The following is a 20,147-nucleotide window of genomic DNA, read 5'->3' as shown; positions in this document are numbered from 1 at the left end:
GGTGCCTCCCGGGTTACCAGCGACGACGCTTGATGCGGGACAATTCGCTATCCAACTGGGCGACGGCCTCGGCGCCGCTCTGATTGCCGGACAGCACGTTATGCACAGCGTTGAAGAAGTTGTTGCTGACGCGGCCATAGTTGTCGCCGGTGGGCGCCGAAGGGCGAGCGACGGCCTTGGTGAAGGTGTCGTAGAGAGTGCCGAAGAAGGGCACCGCCGCCAGGACCTCTTCGTCCTGGTAGAGCGCAGCGATGGTGGGGTTGTAGGAGGCCTCGATGGCACGACGCTTCTGTTCGGCCTCGGAGGTCAGGTAGGCCACCAGCTCGGCGGCGAGTTCGGGATGCTGCGTGTACTTGGAAACCGCCAGGTTCCAACCGCCCAGAGTGGCGGCACTGTCGCCTTCGGCACCATGCGGCAGCTTCACCACGCCGACCTTGTCGCGCACATCGCTATCTTCACTCTGCGCCAGTGACCAGGCATAGGGCCAGTTGCGCATGAACACCGCATTGCCGGATTGGAAGATGCCACGGGCCTCTTCCTCGGTGTAGTTGAGCACGCCTTCCGGGGAGATGTCGCCGATCCAGGTGGCGGCCAGGTCGAGCGCTGCGGCGGCCTCAGCGTTGTCGATGGTGATCTCGCCGTCGGTGTCGACGAGGGTGCCGCCGCCGTGGCTGGCGACCCACTCCAGGGCATTGCAGGTCAGGCCCTCGTAGGCGCGGCCCTGAAAGACATAGCCCCACATCTTGTCGTTGCCGGCCTCACGCTCGGCAGCCTGGATCTCGCTCGCGATGGCAGTCATCTCTTCCCACGTCTCGGGAACGTCATGGCCGTACTTCTCGAGCAGATCCTGGCGATAGTAGAGCACGCCGGCATCGGTGAACCAGGGTATGGCCACCAGGCGATCATCGATGGTGTTGTTGGTCACGATGGCCTCGAAATGGCCCTGGGCAGCGTCTTCACCGAGGGTCTTGCCGAGGTCGAGCAGATGATTGGCCAGCAGCCCCGGCCACACCACGTCGATCTGCATCACATCGATGTCGCTGGACTGGGAGGAAAGAATCTGCTGATAGAGCGACAGACGCTCGGTCGACGAATTGGGCGTGGAGACGACATCGACGCTATGGCCGGTTTTCTCTTCCCAGGCCTCGACGCCCTGCTGGCAAAGTGCCAGTTCAGCACCCACGGCGCCACAGGAGATGGTCAGGTCGGCGGCCTGGGCATGAGTGGTACCGACACCGGCGGCACTGGCGAGGGCGATGGCGGGAATCAGTTTCTTGAGCATGGGTGTCTTCCTCGTTGGCTTGTTGTTGTCGCTGGTTATCATGATGAATGAGATTGCCAGTGGTACTGATTAAAGGTTGTCTTAATCGTTTAAGATAACGTTCGCACAGTTAGCCGCTTGATGGGGTGGACTTCAACCTAGACTTTAGGATAATGGCTGCGGGCTGCGGGCTGCGGGCTGCGGGCTGCGGGCTGCGGGCTGCGGGCTGCGGGCTGCGGGCTGCGGGCTGCGGGCTGCGGGCTGCGGGCTGCGGGCTGCGGGAGTGGCCGTTATAGGGAGAGGAAGAACAGGATCAGCGGCGGCGACAGTAGCGATAGGATGAAACCGCTGACCACGGCCACGGGCACGCAGGCCACGCCACCGTGCTGTTGGATCACCGGCAGGGTGAAGTCCATGGCGGTGGCGCCGCCGTAGCCGATGGCGAGTGGTGTGGCGCGATGAATCGTCAGCGGGATCAGCAGAAAGGCCAGCAGTTCGCGGGCCAGGTCGTTGAAGAATGCCACACCGCCAAGCACTGGGCCAAGCTGATCGCCGATCAGGATGCCCGACAGCGAATACCAGCCGAAGCCGGCGGCCATGGCCAGCCCCTGATTCCAGCGTAACTCGAGCCATGGTGCCGCCAGCAGGCCGGCAACGAGCGAGCTGGCCGCGACCGTGCTGGCGATCGCCAGGCCATGACGGTTGAGCAGGATCTGCCGCAGGGGCATGCCGGAGTTCCGGAGCTGGCAGCCGATCAGTGCCAGCAGAACGTAGAGCACCCATTCGGCCAGCCACTCGGCGATGGGGTAGGCGCTATCGATACCGGCCAGGCGACACATCAGCCCCAGCGCAACGCCGCCGGCCACTACCGCTACCAGGGCCAGAGAGCCCAGCATCGCCGCCAGTTTGCTGGTGGGAGCGTCCTTGATCGCCGGCGAGTTACCAGCGCGCCAGCGCAGCCGCGTCGACAGCCACCAGAGGGCAACCAGGTTGCAGGCCGCAGTGATTGCGAACAACAGTGCGGCCTGGCCCCCCATTCGCGAGAACTGATGGCCCAGGTCGTCCAGCCCGGCCAGGCTGATGCCCATCAGCAACAGGATGACGTAGACCGAGGCGTTCACGGCGCGATTGATCACGGCCATCAGTCCGTCATGGCGTACCGGCACCAGGTACCCCAGCAGCAGTGGCAACAGCACGATCAGTAGTCCGGACAGCATGGCACCTTCCCTTGGCAGCACAGCACAGGCAAAAGCCAGCGCAGAACGAGAACGGCAGCCATATGGCTGCCGGTCGCTTACTCTAAGGTCTGGACGGATGGCCGGGAAGTGATTTCCGCTGATACCCCATTAGCGCCGCCGATGTTCAGCGCCGATCTAGATTCAATTCAGTGAGAGTCAAGCGGCTCTTGCGCTCGCCATCGCGATGGTAATCCACCGCCAGCAGCAGGCCGGGCAGCTCGGGATGGAAGTTGAAGATCAATTGGCGCTCGGGGTGCTCGGGATCCCAGGCTTCGATGGTTACGGCGTCGAATTCACCGGCCGGCAAGGCTAGTTCGCCACGCTCGACAATGCGATAGCGAAGTACTTCCTCGCGCCCTTTGTGATCCAGATAGCGTAGCTCGCACGGTGAGTGGTTCGCATTGCACTGGGCCTTCACCGCTTGACGCGAAAGTTCGAATAGTGCTGCCTGGCGGTCGGGCAGCGCAGCGAGGTCATCGTGCCCTAGCTGATACTTGTCACCGATACCCAGCAATGAGTAGCCGCTGCGGTAGGCAGTGGCACGAATGCCGTCATCGCCGACCCGGAAGCGGCTGCTCTCATTGCCGCGGGCTATGGAGATGGTCGCACGCATGTCACTCTGCCAATGAGGGCCGTGACGCGACAACTGATGGTTGATGCGAGCATGGGGCCAGCCGTCGACTTCCAGACGATAGCTGGCGGCGAAAGGGCGAGGGGCAACCGGTTCACGAGCCATGGCAGTGCTCGCCAGCATCGAAGTGATTGTTATACCTAACAGGAAGGTTCGCAGTACAGGGGGCATGGACGTCTTCACCATATCGAGACAAGCACTCCCGCTGTGATGAATCGGTGCGGCGAAAGGTTCCGCCGTGCATGATCATTGCGCGTTTGACAGGCTCGGCTACGCTATGGCTTACCATCCTTGGACACGTCGGTAGCGGCGGTTGTACCGCGTCAGGCGGGTCCCCACGCACGGGAGCTTTTCTCATGGCCAGAATCCTGTTGATTGCCGGTGACTTTGTCGAGGACTACGAGATCATGGTGCCCTTCCAGGCCCTGCAGGCGATGGGGCATGGCGTCGAGGCGGTGTGCCCGGAAAAGCGTGAAGGCGATAGCATCAAGACGGCCATCCACGACTTCGAGGGCGATCAGACCTATACCGAGAAGCCTGGCCACCGTTTCACCCTGAATGCCACCTTCGCCGAGATTGCCCCTGCCGACTACGATGCATTGGTGATTCCCGGCGGTCGTTCCCCTGAGTACCTGCGTCTCAACGAACGGGTGCTGGAACTGGTGGCCCACTTCGTCGAGCGCGAGAAACCGGTGGCGGCGATCTGTCATGCCGCCCAGTTGCTGGCAGCGGCGGTGTCGCTGGAGGGGCACAGGGTGTCATCCTATCCGGCCTGCGCCCCGGAAGTGCGTCTGGCCGGTGGAGACTATGCCGATATCGCGGTCGATCAGGCGATTACCAGCGGCACGCTGGTCACCGCACCGGCCTGGCCGGCGCACCCGGAATGGCTCAAGCAGTTCAACGCCTTATTGCAGTGAATGTCATCACTGCTGCCGTTGCAGGCGTTTCAGGCCCTCGCTGAGTTCGACCGGATAGGCTGGGTCGGCGGGATGGAGACTGCGCACTGCGGGTGGCAGGTGGGGCAGGATCTGTTGAACCCGTTTACGGGCGCGGTCGGCTTCCGCGAGGGTGGCTTCATCGATCTGGCCCTGTGTGACCAGCGGGGTCAAGAGGGGTTCACCCGCGTCGATCGCTTCATCCCGCAGGGCGATCAGGTCGCCGCTGTAGTAGCCCTGAGTGTCGCGGCGCCGGTAGATCTGTTTGCGCCCCGGCAGGTTGATCTTGCCGGGCGAGTGCTTCATGCGCGGCTTGCCGGCATATTCCACCAACTTGTAGGAGAGGTCGATCACCGGGGCATCCTGCGACACGCCCATGGAGGTGCCCACACCAAAGGCATCGATGGGAGCCGCTGTTTTCACCAGTTCGGCGATGTTGTGCTCGTCGAGTCCACTGCTGGCAACGATCTTCACGTCCTGGTGGCCGGCTTCATCGAGCAATCGGCGTGAGTCCCGGGCCAAGGCACCGAGGTCGCCGGAATCGAGGCGAATGGCGCCGACCTTGAGGCTGGGCTCCTCGGCCATCAGGTCGATGACCTTGCGTACCGCGGCCAGCGTGTCATGGGTATCCACCAGCAGGGTGGTGCCCGGGTAGAATCGTGCGAATTGGCGAAAGGCGTCGCGCTCGTCGTCGTGGGCCAGTACATAGCTATGGGCCATGGTGCCGCGCAGCGGCAGGTCATGGATCAGCCCCCCCAGGACGTTGCTGGTGCCTGCCAGGCCCGCCGTGCGGTAGGCACGCACGCCGCGTATGGCGGCATCCATTCCGTGCATGCGGCGCATGCCGAAATCGATGACCGGTCGTCCCTCGGCGGCCATGACCAGGCGCACCACTTTGGAGGCCAGCACGGTTTCGAGCTGAACCTGATTGAGGACCAGGCTCTCCAGCAACTGGGCCTCGGCGATGGGGGCCTCGACTTCCATCAGCGGCTCGTTGGGGAATACCGGCGTGCCTTCTGGCACGACCCAGATATCGCCCGAGAAACGAAAGTTCTCCAGCCAGGTGAGGAAGCCGTCGTCGAACAGGTCGATGTCGGCCAGACGCTGCAGGCTTGCCGGAGGAAAGCGCAGGCGGGTAGCCAGTTCGGCGACGTACTGCTGGCCACAGGCGAGCATGAAGTTGCGTGGCTCCGGCAGCTTGCGGAAATACAGGCTGAACACGCCACGCTCGTGCATGCCTTCCCACCAGTAGGCCTGGAGCATGGTCAGCTCGTAGAGGTCGGTGAGCAATGCCAGGTCGTCGTCGGCCACGCAGGCCGGGGAGGGATGCTTCATATCACGACCTCTCCGCCCGCCTCGCGAAGCTCGTCCTCACATGCCTGGCGCTGCTCGGACGACACCGGTTCGGTCAGAGCGGCGAGCAGGCAGGTTGGGAAGCCGGCCTTGAGGGCATCCAGTGTCGTGGCACGAACGCAGACATCCATCGCCAGGCCGCAGACCACTACCCTCTCGATGCCACGACGCTGGAGAAAGCCGGCCAGGCCGGTGCCGTCGAAGGCCGAATAGGCATCGCGGTCGAAGGCAGTGCCCTTGCTGACCTTGACGGTACCTTCGGGGAATTCCAGTTGGGGATGGAAGGCGGCGCCCGGCGTGTCCTGCACGCAGTGTGCCGGCCAGGGACCGCCTTGGCTGTCGAAACTGCAATGGTCGACGGGGTGCCAGTCGCGCGAGGCGACGATCAGCGCGCCGGCTCGGCTTGCGGTTTCTGCTTCGGCATTGATGCCGGGGACCAGAGCATTACCGCCGGTCACGGGCAGCGCGCCACCCTCGCAGAAGTCGTTCTGCATATCGACGATCAGTAACACGTCGGAGGGGCGATACGTCACTTGTGTCTGAGTCATCACTGGCCTCCCTTGGATTATCCAAAGTGGCAATGCTTATCTATCAGCGTAACGCGTCGACGGCTGCCTTTGTAGGATTCGGTAACGATAGGCCCGCTCCCTTCGAGCCGTTAATAGCCGGCCTCGCGGTCGACAGTGGTCACGGGCTCTCCGGCCTCCCAGGCGCGTAAGGTGTCGGCGACCTGATCGGCGGCCTCCTCGATCAGGGTCGGCGCGGCCATATGGGGGGTGATTCTCACCCGTGGATGCGCCCACAACGGATTGTCGGCTGCCAGCGGCTCGGTGGGGAAGGCGTCGAGGATGGCACCACGCAATCGGCCTTCCTCGTGGCCGGGACCCAGGGCCTCGAGCAGGGCGCTTTCATCGACCAGGGGGCCGCGACCGGGGTTGATCAAGGTCGCGCCTTCTGGCAAGGCAGCAAGAGTGTCGGCGTTGACGATGTGCCGGGTCGACTGCGTGTCGGGCAACAGCGTCACCAGCGTCCGCACCCGGCCCAGCAATTCGTTGAGTCCGTCATCGCCATGGTGGCAGGTTACGCCTTCGACTTGCTTGGGCGAACGGCTCCAGCCGTGCACGGAAAAGCCGTCCGCCGCCAGCGACTGGGCGACATGGGTGCCGATGGCGCCGAGACCGAGGATGCCGACGCCCCAGTCGACCTTGGCGACGACCGGGATCTCGCGCCACTCGGCGCTGGCTTCCTGACGCTGGTAGCGGTCGAAGTCGCGCTGGAAATGCAGCACGCCATAGCGCACATAGTCGGCCATCAATTCGCCCATGCCGGCATCGCGCAGCTTGACGATAGGCACGTCCTGCGGCAGCCCGGGATTGTTCAGCAGGGCATCGACCCCGGCGCCGAGATTGACGATGCCCTTGACCCGAGCTTGACGCTCGAGGAGCGCTGCCGGTGGCTTCCATACCGCCAGGTAATCGATATCGTCGACGGCGTCCTGATCGCTGGTGAAGATCTCGGCCTCCGGCAGGCGGCTGGCCAGGGCTTCGCGCCATTGGTCGGCGTCGTCGATATGAATCAGGATACGCATCGGATCCTCCCTCTGCGGCTCGGTGTTTCAATACACGATCTGCATCATGGGCGGTGGTGCCTCGTCAAGCAAGCCAGCCAATTGTTGCAAGCCTTCTTCCAGCCGGCCGATATCCGACTCGGCCCCCAGGCTCAAGCGTACGCGGCTCGGTGGTGGGGTCTGTTCAACCATGAAGGGCTGGGCGGTGGTGATGGCCAGGCCTTCCTGCTCGGCTTGCTGTTGCAGCTCTTCGGCGCGCCATAGGCTCGGTAGTGACAGCCAGACATGCAGGCTGCTGGGGCGCGATGACAGTGAGTGGGCACCCAGCAGGCGCGCGGCCAGTTGCTGACGTTCGGCCAAAAGTTCGCGTTGTTCGAATGCCAGGGTTTCGACCGTGCCGTTGGCCAGCCATAGATCGGCAATCTCGAAGATCAGAGGGGTCGCCATCCAACTCGTGGCACGCAGGCGCGGCAGGGTGTGGTGCAATTGAGAACGCGGCACGCTCAGGTAACCGGCCCGCAACCCCGGGACCGTGACCTTGGTCAGACTGGTGACATGAAATGTCTGGCGTGGCAGGTGTGCAGCCAGTGGTATCAGGCCAGGGGGCTCCAGCAGGGCATGCACATCGTCCTCGATCAACCAGACGCCGTGACGATGGAGTACCTCGGCCACCGCATGGCGTCGGCGAGCATTCATGGTCGCCCCGGTGGGGTTCAACTGGGTGGGTGTCAGGCACACGGCGCGCGGACCAAAGCGCTGGCAGGCGATTTCCAGGGCATCGGGGATCACTCCTTCGTCGTCGATGGCGACGCCGCGCAACTGGAAGCCAAGGGTGCGCGACAGTGCGATCAGGCCATGGTCGGTCAAGGCCTCGGTGAGCACGATGTCACCGGGCTGGACGACGGTCGCGATTGCCAGCATCAGACCATGGGCGGCGCCGTTGCACAGGATGCGGTCGTCCACGTCGCCGGGCACGCTCAGGCGCCTGTGCAACCAGTCGTTGGCGCGTTCGCGTTGGTGGACCAGTCCGGCGATCGGACGGCAGGCGGTGATCACTTCCGGGCTGGCATGCTCGCAGAGTTCGGCCAGGGCCTCGCGAAAGCGCAGGTGATGACGCGGAGGGCATACCGGGTGAGCGATCGACAGATCGATCAACGGGCTCTCGTAGCGTGGCTCCAGGCCGCGCAGGTATTCCGATTCACGGCCATCGTCGAAGGCATTGACCCAGGTGCCGCTGCCGACTCGGGCCTGCACCAGCCCCATCTTTTCCGCTTCGGCATAGGCGCGTGAAACGGTCTGTACGCTGACGCCCAGCGTCTCGGCCAACTCCCGATGTGGCGGGAGACGGCTGCCGGGGATCAGATCGCCCTGACGTATCGCTTCCGAGAGGGCGCGGGCGATGGCCAGGTACTTGGGGCCCTGCTTCGGCAGATAGGGGGTCAGGTCAATTGTCATGAATCAATAAAGCCTTTGACGGGGGGCTCAGCGTAAATGCTAATATCAGCGGTAGGACATTGACTGGAAATTGTCATGCTTTTTCTTATAGCAAATCATGACATTAACAACGCCAGTTTTTCAACCGGCGTCCGGCACAGGTTCTGGTAGTTGGATGGTGTTCCAAGCGTTGGTGGGTGCCAACGAGTTTCGGACTCTGCCCAGGAAGTTCTGACGCAAGGGGTCGGCATTCCCAGTTCGTTGGGAGGGGCCGTTTTTTGGCAATTTTTGCGATGGCGAGTGGCCCAATGATCGAGGTTTCCCTGCCTTTCACTCGTGAGGAATATGCGCAGCGCCTGTGGAAGGTGCGTGTCGAAATGGCCAACCGTGGTATCGATGTGCTGGTCATCAGCGACCCTTCCAACATGGCTTGGCTGACCGGCTATGATGGCTGGTCATTCTATGTGCATCAATGTGTGCTGCTAGGCCTGGAGGGCGAGCCGGTGTGGTATGGCCGTCGTCAGGATGGCAATGGTGCGTTGCGCACCTGCTGGATGGATCCGGAGAACATTACCCACTATCCGGATTACTACGTGCAGAATCCGGACATGCATCCCATGGATTACCTGGCCCAGACCATCATGCCCGACCGAGGTTGGCATGAAGGGGTGGTAGGCATGGAGATGGATAACTACTACTTCTCGGCCAAGGCCTATCAGAGCCTGCTGCGCGAGTTGCCTCATGCGCGCTTCCAGGACGCCAACGCCTTGGTCAACTGGTGTCGGGCGATCAAGTCGCCCAGGGAAATCGAGTACATGCGCGTGGCGGCGAAGATCGTCGAAGGCATGCATTCGCGTATCCTGGAGGTGATCGAGCCGGGTCTGGCCAAGAGCAAACTGGTTTCGGAGATCTACCGGGTGGGCATCGAAGGGTGGACCGATCCGGAGGGCAGGGTCTTCGGCGGCGACTACCCGGCGATCGTGCCGCTGTTGCCGACCGGCGCCGATGCCTCGGCGCCGCACCTGACCTGGGATGACACCCCGTTCCGCGCGGGGGAAGGCACCTTCTTCGAGATCGCCGGCTGCTTCAAGCGCTACCATGCGCCGCTGTCGCGCACCGTGTTCCTGGGCAAGCCGCCGATGGAATTCGTGCGTGGCGAGTCGGCGCTGCTCGAGGGCATCGAAAACGGACTGGCGGTGGCCAAACCCGGCAATCGCTGCGCCGATATTGCCATGGCCCTGGGCGCGGCCATGGACAAGTACGGCTTCGACCGCGGCGGTGCCCGTTGCGGCTATCCGATCGGTATCAGCTACCCGCCGGACTGGGGCGAGCGCACCATGAGTCTGCGTCCATCCGACGAGACGATCCTCGAACCGGGCATGACCTTCCATTTCATGCCTGGCATGTGGATGGATGACTGGGGAATCGAGATCACCGAAAGCATTCTGATCACCGAAACCGGCGCCGAGACACTGGCCGACTTTCCGCGCCAGTTGTTTGTAAAGTAACGCTCAGCTGTTTGTGAAGCGACGCTCAGGCTGTTCGTCAAACAAGCCAAGGGTTCGAGGAGAAATGACATCATGAGCAAGCGACCCAGTCCGATTTCCGCCACCGTCGACTTCGAGGCCGACGGTGTGCGGCATGGTTTCCTCAAGCTGCCGATCTCCAATGACGAGTCGGCGTGGGGGGCGGTGATGATCCCCGTCACCGTGATCAAGCACGGCCAGGGCCCCACGGCGTTGTTGACCGGCGGCAACCATGGCGACGAGTACGAGGGCATCACCGCATTGATGAAACTGGCCAACACACTGGCCAGCGAAGACGTACATGGGCGAGTGATCATCGTGCCGATGATGAACGCGCCGGCGGCCATGGCTGGTAGGCGCACCTCGCCGATGGACGGTGGCAATCTCAATCGCAGTTTTCCCGGCAATCCGGACGGCAGCGTGACCGAGCAGATCGCCGACTACTTCACGCGCACCCTGGTGCCGATGTGCGACGTGGTGCTGGACCTGCACTCCGGTGGCCGCACCCTGGACATCGTTCCCTTCGCCGCTTCGCACCAGTTGGAAAACAAGGAGCAGCAACGCCAGGCACTGGAGGGGGCCATCGCCTTCGGCGCGCCCACGGCGATGATGATGTTCGAGCTCGATGCCGCCAAGCTGTTCGATACTGCCGTAGAGAGCCAGGGCAAGGTCTTCGTTGCCACCGAGCTCGGTGGTGGCGGCACCACCACGCCGGAACGCATGAGGACCGCCGAGCGCGGGGTGAAGAATTTCCTGATTCATTACGGCTTGATCGATGGTGAGCTGGAAGTCCCAGCCGAGCCCCAGGTCTATGTCGACATGCCGGATGCCAGTTGCTACGTGCAGAGCGAGCACACCGGTCTGCTGGAGCTGACCCTGGCGCTGGGCGAGCCGGTGGAGAAGGGGCAGGTGATCGCCCGGGTCTACGACATGACCCGTACCGGTGCCGCACCGGTGGAGTATCGTGCCAATCGCAATGGTCTCCTGGTGGCACGACGTTTCCCGGCGCAGGTCAATATGGGTGATACCATCGCCGTGATTGCCGAGGTGGTCGACTCTCTGGGCGAGGACTGATGAAGCTCGATCGTTACGACCTGAAGATCCTCGAGATCCTGGCCACGGACGGCCGTATCACCAAGTCGAGGCTGGCCGAAGCCATCAACCTCTCGGTCAGCCCGTGCTGGGAGCGCGTCAGGCGGTTGGAAAAGGCCGGCATCATCGAGGGTTACAGCGCTCGCATCAATCCTCGGACACTGGTCAAGCGCACGCCGGTGTGGGTGCAGATCGAGCTAAAGGCTCACCACGCCGAGAGCTTCCAGCGCTTCGAGAGGGTCGTGCACGACACGCCCGAGGTGACCGAGTGCGTGGCGGTGGGCGGAGGGGTCGACTACCTGATCAAGGTCGAAGCCGATACCATCGATGCCTATCAGCGGCTGATGGACACCTGGTTGATGTCGGACATCGGCATCGAACGCTATTTCACCTATATCGTGACCAAGACGGTCAAGCACACCACGCCGCCTATCCGGATCGACAATCTCTGAAGCTAGATCTCCCAGTTCGGCGCTTCGTGGCGTTGCTGCGCGAACGACTGAACGGATGATGCTGATCGGGGCGAGACGATCGATGTCAATCAACGGCTAATGGACGCTCTATAGCTATCGGCTGTCGGCGTTGACGGCTGTCTTGCTAGGCTCATGATCCTGAGTGCCAGTCGAAAGTTTCTACCAATTCAAACGGATAGCCGACTGGACGGCCAGCCTGATCGGTCTTTGAGAGACTTCGAACGATCGAGGTGCGATGGCGTCAAGTGCAACGAGTGGCTTACAAGCGGCTGCGATCTGGCATAAGCTGGGAAACGTGCCTAGGCACGCAGGCGATAGCGCCGAGTTCATGACGTTGAGTGTTTTCAGGCGATCGCCGATTTAGAGGAAGACCATGTCCTACTTCACGATTGCGGGGGTGCAACTGCATGCCCTGCACCACGGTGACAACACCGATGTCATGCGTCATCGTATCGATATGCTGATGGCGCGCTTCCCCCAGGTACAGATGGTGCTGTTCAGTGAACTGGTGGCCAATGGCGCGTCTCCCCATCATGCGCAGCCCATGCCCAGTGCCATGGAAGCCATATTCTGCCAGATCGCCGAACAGCACCGCATCTGGCTGATTCCCGGTTCGATGTTCGAGCGCATCGACGACAAGATCTTCAACACCCTGAGCGTGATCAATCCTCACGGCCAGGTGGTGGCCCGTTATCGCAAGATGTTCCCGTTCCGACCCTATGAAGAGGGCGTGGAAGGAGGCAGCGAGTTCGTGGTCTTCGATGTGCCCAACATCGGCCGCTTCGGGGTCTCGATCTGTTATGACATGTGGTTCCCCGAAACCACCCGCACTTTGGTCGCCATGGGGGCCGAAGTGATCTTGCACCCGACCATGACCGACACCATCGACCGCGATATCGAGCTGTCGATCGCCCGGACCAACGCCGCAGTCAATCAGTGCTACTTCTTCGACATCAATGGCGCCGGGGCCATCGGCAACGGTCGCTCCATCGTGGTGGGACCCTCCGGGGACGTCATCCACCAGGCGGGCACCGGCGAGGAAATCATGCCCATCGAGGTCGACCTGAGTCGCGTGCGCCGGGAGCGCGAGACCGGCCTGCGCGGCCTCGGCCAGCCGCTCAAGAGCTTCCGCGATCGCCAGGTGGACTTCTCACTGTATCGCAGCGAGACCGGATCCACGCCGTTCCTCGACACCCTGGGGCCGCTGGCCAAGCCGGCCAGGGTGGATATCGAGGAGCATTGACGCGCTGGTTTCCCGTTCAAGACGGCGCTGGATGACAGAGCAAGGAGTTCGCGATGGCCAACCATTTCATCAATCGACTGCGCCGTTTCCTTTCCCGCTGGATCGAGCCTCGTGACAGCCGTCTACAGACGGATGCCGTCATGGGCCAGACCTCGCCAACAGGACCGATGGAAAGCACAACGACTGGAGCGATGGCAATGAATAAAATAACCAGCATCTCTGATGTGCGCCGCTATTTCCACAACAACAAGGAGCCGATCTATTTCATCTCGGCCACCAATTTCAACCTGCTGGGGATCGGCGACTGGGTCGGTAACTTTCGGCACATCAATTACATCGATTGCTTCGACGGCAGGCAGAAGAACGTCTTCGTGCCCAAGGAAAAGTTTCCCCGCGACTTCGAGAGCATCGAGGACATCAACAACTACCTGCTCGAGCACAAGGAGGTCATCGACTACCTCAAGTCGCGCGGTGGCACGGGCGTGGCGACCTTCCTGATGTTCGACGAGCATACCGAAGAGGTCTGTGAGCAGTTGGGCCTCAAGATCGCCTTCCCGCCGGCGGCGCTGCGCTCGCGCATGGACAACAAGATCGAGACGGTACGCATCGGCAACAAGGCCGGTGTGCCCAGCGTGCCCAATGTGCTGGCCAAGGTGGGGAGCTACCAGGAACTGCAGGAGGTCAGCAGGGAACTGGGGAACGATCTGGTGGTACAGACCGCCTTCGGCGACTCCGGCCATACCACCTTCTTCATCGCCAGCGAGGACGACTACTACAAGCATGCCGAGGAGATCGAGGCCGAGCCCGAGGTCAAGATCATGAAGCGCATCAACTGTCGCGGCTCGGCCATCGAGGCCTGTGCCACCCGCTGCGGCACCGTGGTTGGCCCGCTGATGACCGAGCTGGTGGGGTTCAAGTCCTTGACCCCCTACAAGGGCGGCTGGTGCGGCAACGAGATGTTCGCCGGGGCCTTCACCCAGGAAGTGCGTGACAAGGCTCGCGAATACACCTTCAAGTTCGGCGAGGCGTTGCGCGACGAGGGCTATCGCGGCTACTTCGAACTCGACTTCCTGATCGACATGGATACCCATGAGGTCTATCTGGGCGAGCTGAACCCGCGCGTGACCGGCGCCAGTTCGTTGACCAACGTGGCGGCCTTCGCCCATTCGGACATCCCGCTGTTCCTGTTCCATCTGCTGGAATTCTCCGGCCAGGACTTCGATATCGATATCGCCGAGCTCAACGATCGCTGGTCGCACCCCGACAGCATCGATAGCTGGAGCCAGTTGGTGATCAAGCATACCGACGAGTCGGTGGACCTGCTGACCCAGGCGCCCCAGTCCGGGGTATGGAAGATGGCCGATGACGGCGGTATCGTCTACGACCATTACGACTCGCACCCGCATGCGGCCGAGAGCGAACAGGAAGCGTTCTTCCTGCGTATCAGCGGCGTCGGCGATTTCCGCTACGAGGGCGCGGATCTGGGCATCCTGATCACGCGTGGCCGGTTGATGGACGACGACTTCCAGCTCACCGAGCGGGCCAAGGCCTGGATCGACGGCATTCGCGGCCAGTTCGCCGGGCAGGCGCTACAGGATCCGGTAGTCGAAGAAGTGGCCGTTAACCACGCGATCGGCGGCGGCAATTTCAAGATCCTGTAATGACAGGCATTGACGACGGAGTGACAGGCCTGCCATCGCCGGGACATGCCGGCACTGGCAGGCACGATGACATGAACAAGCAGCTCGAATTCCGTACCGTGCATGAGCTTGATGCAGGCGAGAAGTGGCGTGCGCTTTTCGACCTGCATTGGCCGGCGTATGAGCGCTGGTATCTGTCGGAGACCGAGCGCGAACGCCCCGGCTATCTGGCTTGCTACAACGCGCTCCGCAAGCACATGCCGGAACTGGTGCCAACCTACGAGCGGCTGTGCGAGTTGGCCGGTGGCGGTGACCTGGCCGCCCGCATGCTGAGCCTTTACCGTCCCCCGGCCTACATTACCGGCTGCTCCCAGGCGGTGCTGGCCAATGGCCGTGCCAACGTGCTGGTACGCAACTACGATTATCCCCCCGAGCTGTGCGAGGGCACCATCTTCTACAGCCGCTGGAACGAGCGCCGCGTCATCGCCATGTCCGATTGCCTGTGGGGCGTGCTCGACGGTATCAACGACAGCGGATTGTCGGTCTCGTTGGCGTTCGGTGGTCGCAAGGTGGTGGGGGATGGCTTCGGGGCACCGATCATCCTGCGCTATATCCTCGAATTCTGCGAGTCCACCCCGGAAGCGGCCAAGGTGCTGGCTCGAGTGCCGACCCACATGGCTTACAACATCACGGTGGCCGATGCTCAGGGGCGCTACATCACGGCGATGATCGCCCCCGACAAGCCGACGTCCGTCAAGCGGGTGCCGGTCGCGACCAATCATCAAAAGAAGATCGAGTGGTATGCCCATGCGCTGGCGTCCGAGACGCTGATCCGCGAGCGTCAGCTATCGATCCTGGTGGATGACGATGCGACCACCGAGGAACGGCTGATTTCAGCGTTCTTCTCGCCGCCGCTTTATCGTGTCGACTATCGGCGTGGGTTGGGGACTGTCTATACCGCGGTCTATCGTCCCGCCCAGGGCGAGGCCGAGTTTCACTGGCCACAGGCCAGTTTGGGGTTGTCCTTCGACTGCTTCCCCGAAACGACGGTGAACATCCACTACGCCAGCCGCGCCAGTCAGGCGGGTTGACTGCCAGAAGAGAGGCCACGAGCGACACTTTGCAAAACCTGAAGATGCCTGGGACCAGGGTCAGGCGAGACGTCAACGAATGGGGCACAGCCAGGTGATATCATGAGCGAGAAGACAGGATCGGATACGCCGTATACGGCGCTTGGGTTTTACCACAAGATTTCACAGCTGCGCGCCGACACGTGGAATGCCTTGAAGCGCGATCTCGGCAAGCTGCTGCTCCTGAGCGACGCGGGCCAGCGGCGCCACCTGGTCAAGGCCGTGGATGTCAAGCTGACGCGGCTCGAGATCATCGAGGATTACCACGCCTTCCCCTCGAAGGAGGACTTCCGCCATCTGTGGACGCTGTACGATCGTGAGGAGTTCGCACTGCTCGAGAAGGTGGTCAAGCGATTGGTGAGAGCCCTGATCAGCGAATCCTATCGCCGTCGCCATGTGGATCTCAGCGAGACCGATGCCGATGCCGAAGATCTCGAGACCATGGATGCTTTGGCGCAACTGCGGCGCGGTCATCCGGCTTCGAACAGTTCTTCCCAACCCTATTTCGAGCTGTTGATCGTCGACGCCATGTCGCTGCAGGAAGAGGAAGTCGTGCGTGAGGCCTTCCACAATCTGCGCCGCCCCGAGGACAAGTTCGTCTACGACGTGGTCACGGTGAGAAGCTTCGAGGATGCGCTGATCGCCATCCTGGTCAATCCCAATATCCAGGCCTGCCTGATTCGTTACGAGTTTCCCTACAAGTCGAAGTACAACCTGAGCGCGCTGCGCAACTATCTGGAAGGGTTGTCGGAAGTCGAACTGGAGAAGAAGTCCGAGGCCGAGCGCAGCATTCTGCTGAGTTCGATGATTCACGAGATTCGCCCGGAAATCGACCAGTTCCTGGTGACCAGCGGCGACGTGGAGAGCACCGCCAGCAGCGACATCCGCCACTTCAACCGCATCTTCTACCGCGAGACGGACTACATCGAGCAGCACCACACCATCCTGCGCGCCATTGACAGCCGCTATCGCACCCCCTTCTTCGACGCCTTGCGCGAGTACAGCAAGAAGCCCACCGGGGTGTTTCATGCCATGCCGATCTCGCGTGGCAAGTCGGTCACTCGCTCGCATTGGGCGGGGCAGATGATCGACTTCTACGGCATCAACATCTTCCTCGCCGAGACCTCGGCCACCTCCGGCGGGCTGGACTCGCTGCTACAGCCCTACGGGCCGATCAAGAAGGCCCAGGAATACGCCGCCCGGGCCTTCGGGGCGCGGCAGAGCTTCTTCGTCACCAACGGCACCTCGACGGCCAACAAGATCGTGGTCCAGGCGTTGGTCAAGCCCCGCGATATCGTGCTGGTCGACCGCGACTGTCACAAGTCGCACCACTACGGCATGGTGCTGGCCGGGGCCCACGTCAGCTACCTGGACTCCTATCCACTCAACGACTACTCCATGTACGGAGCGGTGCCGCTCAAGGAGATCAAGAAGACCCTGCTCACTTTCAAGCGCAACGGTCAGCTCGACAAGGTCAAGATGCTGTTGTTGACCAACTGTACCTTCGACGGGGTGGTCTACAACGTGCGCCGGGTGATGGAGGAGTGCCTGGCGATCAAGCCCGACCTGGTGTTCCTGTGGGACGAGGCCTGGTTTGCCTTCGCCACCTTCAACCCCACCTACCGCCCACGCACCGCCATGCATGCCGCCCGCACGCTGCTCGAGCGCTATCGTAGCGAGGCCTACCGCGAGGAATATGCCGCCTGGAAGGCCGAGTTCGATCAGCTCGATCCGGATGACGATGCGACCTGGCTGGAGCAACGCTTGCTGCCGGATCCCGAGGTGGTGCGGGTGCGCGCCTATGCCACCCACTCGACCCACAAGACCCTGACCTCGCTGCGTCAGGGCTCGATGATTCATGTCTACGATCAGGACTTCCGTCAGAAGGTCGAAGCGCCGTTCCATGAGGCCTACATGACGCATACCTCGACCTCGCCCAACTACCAGATCGTCGCCTCGCTGGACGTGGGACGCATGCAGGCCGAGATGGAGGGCTTCGAACTGGTGCACTCCCAGGTCGAGGCGGCGCTATCGCTGCGCGAACAGCTGTATACCAACCCCCTATTGCAGAAGTACTTCCAGGTACTCAAGAACAGCGACCTGGTGCCCGCGGAATATCGTCAGTCAGGGGTGGAGACCTACTACGATCCGGTCAGCGGCTGGAACAAGATGGAGGAGGCGTGGGCCCAGGATGAATTCGTGGTCGACCCCACCCGGGTGACGATCGCCATCGGCAGGACCGGCATCGATGGCGATGCGTTCAAGAACGAGTACCTGATGAACAAGTTCGGTATCCAGATCAACAAGACCTCGCGCAACACCGTGCTGTTCATGACCAATATCGGCACCTCCCGGGGGGCCATCGGCTATCTGCTGGATGTGCTGATCAAGCTGGCCAAGGGGTTCGATCGCCGCTGGGAGGAGAGCAGCCGCCCCGAGCGCAAGATCATCGACTATCAGGTCAAGTCATTGACCCAGGAATTGCCGCCACTGCCGGATTTCAGTCGCTTCCACGATACGTTCCGTCCCAATCCGGGAACCCCGGAAGGCGATATCCGGCGTGCCTATTTCCTCAGTTACGATGACGAGAACACCGAGTACCTGCGTTTCGACAATGGCGCATTGCAGCGCCAGATGAACCACGGGCGCGACGTGGTGTCGGCAAGCTTCGTGATTCCCTACCCGCCAGGCTTCCCGGTGTTGGTGCCGGGGCAGGTGGTCAGCGAGGAGATCCTGCACTTCCTGCAGGCGCTGGATGTCACGGAAATCCATGGCTATCGCCCGGAGCTGGGGCTGATCGTGTTCACCGAAGCCGCATTGGACGCGACTGCCGACGGCGCCGATTGAGGTCGACGAACCATCTCTTGCTGCCGTTTGGCGCCCCGGTCGAGTCGACCGGGGCGCCAGCGTCCGTGGGTCAGAAAAAGTTGTATTTCCCGCTGATGAGACAAAAAAAACCGCGCTTGTCGCGGCGGCGAACAAAAACTCTTTTCCCTCGTTAGCCCCTACCCTATGCGTATAGGGCGGCCACCGGCCGCCGGCCATTTTTTTGCCATTACCGGCAGCCACCGGTGCGTCAGGGGAGGTGCAACATGACTCTGTCCAACAAGCTAAGCGATCCGCGTCTGTTCCGTCAGCATGCCTATATCGACGGCAAGTGGACCTACAGTGACGGCGGCCGGGAAGAGGCTGTAGTCAATCCGGCTACCGGCGAGGTGCTGGGCCATATTCCCTGGCTGGAAGCCGAGCAGGTGCGCGGTGCCGTGGATGCCGCCGAGCGTGCTTTCCCGGCTTGGCGTGCTCTGCGTGCCGATGAGCGTTGTGAGCGTCTGCTGGCCTGGAACGAGCTGCTGCAGGCCAATCGCGAAGACCTGGCGACCATCATGACCCTGGAGCAGGGCAAGCCGCTGCCGGATGCGCGCGGCGAGGTGGAGTACGGGGCCAGCTTCGTGCGCTGGTTCGCCGAGGAGGGCAAGCGTACCTTCGGCGAGACCATTCCCAGCCACATCCCCAATGCGGCACTTGGCACCATCAAGGAGCCGGTGGGCATCGCTGCGCTGATCACGCCGTGGAACTTTCCGCTGGCCATGATCACCCGCAAGGCCGCCGCAGCCTTGGCTGCCGGTTGTCCGGTGATCGTCAAGCCGGCCAGCGAGACGCCGTTCTCGGCCCTGGCGTTGGCGGAACTCGCCGAACGTGCCGGAATCCCGGCCGGTATCTTCAACGTGGTACTGGGTGATGCCCCGGAAGTCTCGAAGGTCCTGTGTGCCGAGGAGCGCGTCATGGCGCTGTCCTTCACCGGTTCCACCCGGGTGGGCCGACTGCTCCTCGAGCAATGCGCGAACAGCGTCAAGCGGGTGTCGCTGGAACTCGGCGGCAATGCACCCTTTATCGTCGGGCCGGATGTAGATCCCAAGGAAGCGGCACTGGCGGCGGTGGCAGCCAAGTTCCAGACCTCCGGCCAGGACTGCCTGGCGGCCGACCGCATTCTGGTCCACGAGTCGATCCATGATGAATTCGTCGAGTGCTTCGCCGAGCGCATGGCGGCCCTGACCGTGGGTAACGGCATGGAAAGCGAGGTCGATCTCGGCCCGCTGATTCACTCTCAGGCGGTGGATAAGGCGTCCCAGATCGTCGACGACGCCATCTCCAAGGGCGCAACCCTGGTCGCCGGCGATCAGTCCCAGGCGCCAGGGCCCAATTTCTTCATGCCGGTGCTATTGACCGGCGTGACGCCGAAGATGCAGGTCTGGCGCGATGAGTGCTTCGCGCCGGTGGCGGGGATCACCGCCTACAGCGATGACGATGAAGTCATCGAGATGGCCAATGACACCGAGTATGGGCTGGCGGCCTACGTCTATACCCACGACATCCGCCGGATCTGGAAACTGCTGCGCGGTCTGGAGTATGGCATGGTGTCGGTCAACTCGGTGAAGATGACCGGTCCGCCCATTCCCTTCGGCGGCGTCAAGCAGTCCGGCCTGGGACGTGAAGGCGGTGTCGCCGGGATCGAGGAGTATCTCGAAACCAAGTATTACTGCCTGGGCGGCCTGGGCTCCGCCTCCGGGAGCTAGCTGCGCTTCGGCCATACGGCGTTGGACCTTGATTCGAAAATGCTCATTTA

General features: G+C 62.3%; 16 protein-coding genes. 9 read left to right on the top strand and 7 right to left on the bottom strand.

All coding sequences use genetic code 11. From position 1 onward, the window contains the following. Nucleotides 1-13: 13 nt before the first annotated feature. From ACFOEV_RS15400 to ACFOEV_RS15390, 3 genes are all read right to left on the bottom strand, one after another. Nucleotides 14-1,282 (bottom strand): ABC transporter substrate-binding protein, encoded by a 1,269-nt coding sequence (locus ACFOEV_RS15400; protein ID WP_386775492.1) that lies wholly within the window; start codon nucleotides 1,280-1,282, stop codon nucleotides 14-16. A 269-nt stretch (nucleotides 1,283-1,551) separates the two neighbouring features. Then, the gene (locus tag ACFOEV_RS15395; protein WP_386775490.1) at nucleotides 1,552-2,478 is read right to left on the bottom strand and encodes a lysine exporter LysO family protein; all 927 of its coding nucleotides are present in this window, start codon (nucleotides 2,476-2,478) and stop codon (nucleotides 1,552-1,554) included. A gap of 145 nt (nucleotides 2,479-2,623) precedes the next feature. Then, nucleotides 2,624-3,235 carry a hypothetical protein gene (locus ACFOEV_RS15390; RefSeq protein WP_386775488.1) on the bottom strand — a complete coding sequence of 204 codons (612 nt, stop codon included), beginning with the start codon at nucleotides 3,233-3,235 and terminating at the stop codon, nucleotides 2,624-2,626. A gap of 251 nt (nucleotides 3,236-3,486) precedes the next feature. Between ACFOEV_RS15390 and ACFOEV_RS15385 the strand changes: the two genes are divergently transcribed. Beyond that, nucleotides 3,487-4,047, top strand: a complete 561-nt coding sequence (locus tag ACFOEV_RS15385; RefSeq protein WP_386775486.1) for a DJ-1/PfpI family protein — start codon at nucleotides 3,487-3,489, stop codon at nucleotides 4,045-4,047. A 6-nt stretch (nucleotides 4,048-4,053) separates the two neighbouring features. On the opposite strand, the gene ACFOEV_RS15380 is transcribed toward ACFOEV_RS15385, so the two are convergent. The 4 genes from ACFOEV_RS15380 to ehuR all read right to left on the bottom strand — a co-directional run bounded on the left by ACFOEV_RS15380 (nucleotide 4,054) and on the right by ehuR (nucleotide 8,440). Further along, nucleotides 4,054-5,400 (bottom strand): nicotinate phosphoribosyltransferase, encoded by a 1,347-nt coding sequence (locus tag ACFOEV_RS15380; protein WP_386775485.1) that lies wholly within the window; start codon nucleotides 5,398-5,400, stop codon nucleotides 4,054-4,056. Further along, a complete protein-coding gene (locus ACFOEV_RS15375; protein ID WP_386775483.1) occupies nucleotides 5,397-5,966 on the bottom strand; it encodes a nicotinamidase in 570 nt (189 codons plus the stop codon). The genes ACFOEV_RS15380 and ACFOEV_RS15375 overlap by 4 nt, the downstream gene beginning before the upstream one ends. A gap of 110 nt (nucleotides 5,967-6,076) precedes the next feature. Further along, on the bottom strand, nucleotides 6,077-7,006 hold the full coding sequence (locus tag ACFOEV_RS15370) for a 2-hydroxyacid dehydrogenase (protein WP_386775481.1): 930 nt from the start codon (nucleotides 7,004-7,006) through the stop codon (nucleotides 6,077-6,079). A 27-nt stretch (nucleotides 7,007-7,033) separates the two neighbouring features. Beyond that, complete coding sequence (gene ehuR / locus ACFOEV_RS15365; protein WP_386775479.1) at nucleotides 7,034-8,440, bottom strand: MocR-like ectoine utilization transcription factor EhuR; 1,407 nt, start codon at nucleotides 8,438-8,440, stop codon at nucleotides 7,034-7,036. A gap of 287 nt (nucleotides 8,441-8,727) precedes the next feature. Between ehuR and doeA the strand changes: the two genes are divergently transcribed. From doeA to ACFOEV_RS15325, 8 genes are all read left to right on the top strand, one after another. Continuing rightward, complete coding sequence (gene doeA / locus ACFOEV_RS15360; protein ID WP_386775477.1) at nucleotides 8,728-9,927, top strand: ectoine hydrolase DoeA; 1,200 nt, start codon at nucleotides 8,728-8,730, stop codon at nucleotides 9,925-9,927. 72 nt (nucleotides 9,928-9,999) lie between these two features. Further along, on the top strand, nucleotides 10,000-11,019 hold the full coding sequence (gene doeB / locus ACFOEV_RS15355; protein WP_386775475.1) for a N(2)-acetyl-L-2,4-diaminobutanoate deacetylase DoeB: 1,020 nt from the start codon (nucleotides 10,000-10,002) through the stop codon (nucleotides 11,017-11,019). Beyond that, nucleotides 11,019-11,489 (top strand): Lrp/AsnC family transcriptional regulator, encoded by a 471-nt coding sequence (locus tag ACFOEV_RS15350; RefSeq protein ID WP_386775473.1) that lies wholly within the window; start codon nucleotides 11,019-11,021, stop codon nucleotides 11,487-11,489. The genes doeB and ACFOEV_RS15350 overlap by 1 nt, the downstream gene beginning before the upstream one ends. Before the next feature lie 394 nt (nucleotides 11,490-11,883). Then, a complete protein-coding gene (locus ACFOEV_RS15345; protein WP_386775471.1) occupies nucleotides 11,884-12,753 on the top strand; it encodes a carbon-nitrogen hydrolase family protein in 870 nt (289 codons plus the stop codon). Nucleotides 12,754-12,806: 53 nt separating this feature from the next. After that, nucleotides 12,807-14,414 carry a biotin carboxylase gene (locus tag ACFOEV_RS15340; protein WP_386775469.1) on the top strand — a complete coding sequence of 536 codons (1,608 nt, stop codon included), beginning with the start codon at nucleotides 12,807-12,809 and terminating at the stop codon, nucleotides 14,412-14,414. 71 nt (nucleotides 14,415-14,485) lie between these two features. Then, nucleotides 14,486-15,484: a C45 family autoproteolytic acyltransferase/hydolase gene (locus tag ACFOEV_RS15335; protein WP_386775467.1), complete on the top strand. Its 999-nt coding sequence runs from the start codon at nucleotides 14,486-14,488 to the stop codon at nucleotides 15,482-15,484. Nucleotides 15,485-15,586: 102 nt separating this feature from the next. Continuing rightward, nucleotides 15,587-18,370, top strand: a complete 2,784-nt coding sequence (locus ACFOEV_RS15330) for an aminotransferase class I/II-fold pyridoxal phosphate-dependent enzyme (RefSeq protein ID WP_386775465.1) — start codon at nucleotides 15,587-15,589, stop codon at nucleotides 18,368-18,370. A gap of 245 nt (nucleotides 18,371-18,615) precedes the next feature. Next, nucleotides 18,616-20,097, top strand: a complete 1,482-nt coding sequence (locus tag ACFOEV_RS15325) for an NAD-dependent succinate-semialdehyde dehydrogenase (RefSeq protein WP_386775463.1) — start codon at nucleotides 18,616-18,618, stop codon at nucleotides 20,095-20,097. Nucleotides 20,098-20,147 lie beyond the last annotated feature (50 nt).

Origin of the sequence: Litchfieldella rifensis, from assembly GCF_042646605.1 — a bacterium.
Taxonomy (GTDB): domain Bacteria; phylum Pseudomonadota; class Gammaproteobacteria; order Pseudomonadales; family Halomonadaceae; genus Litchfieldella; species Litchfieldella rifensis.
Note: the sequence above shows the minus strand (reverse complement) of the source record. Positions and strands in the feature narration are given on the sequence as shown.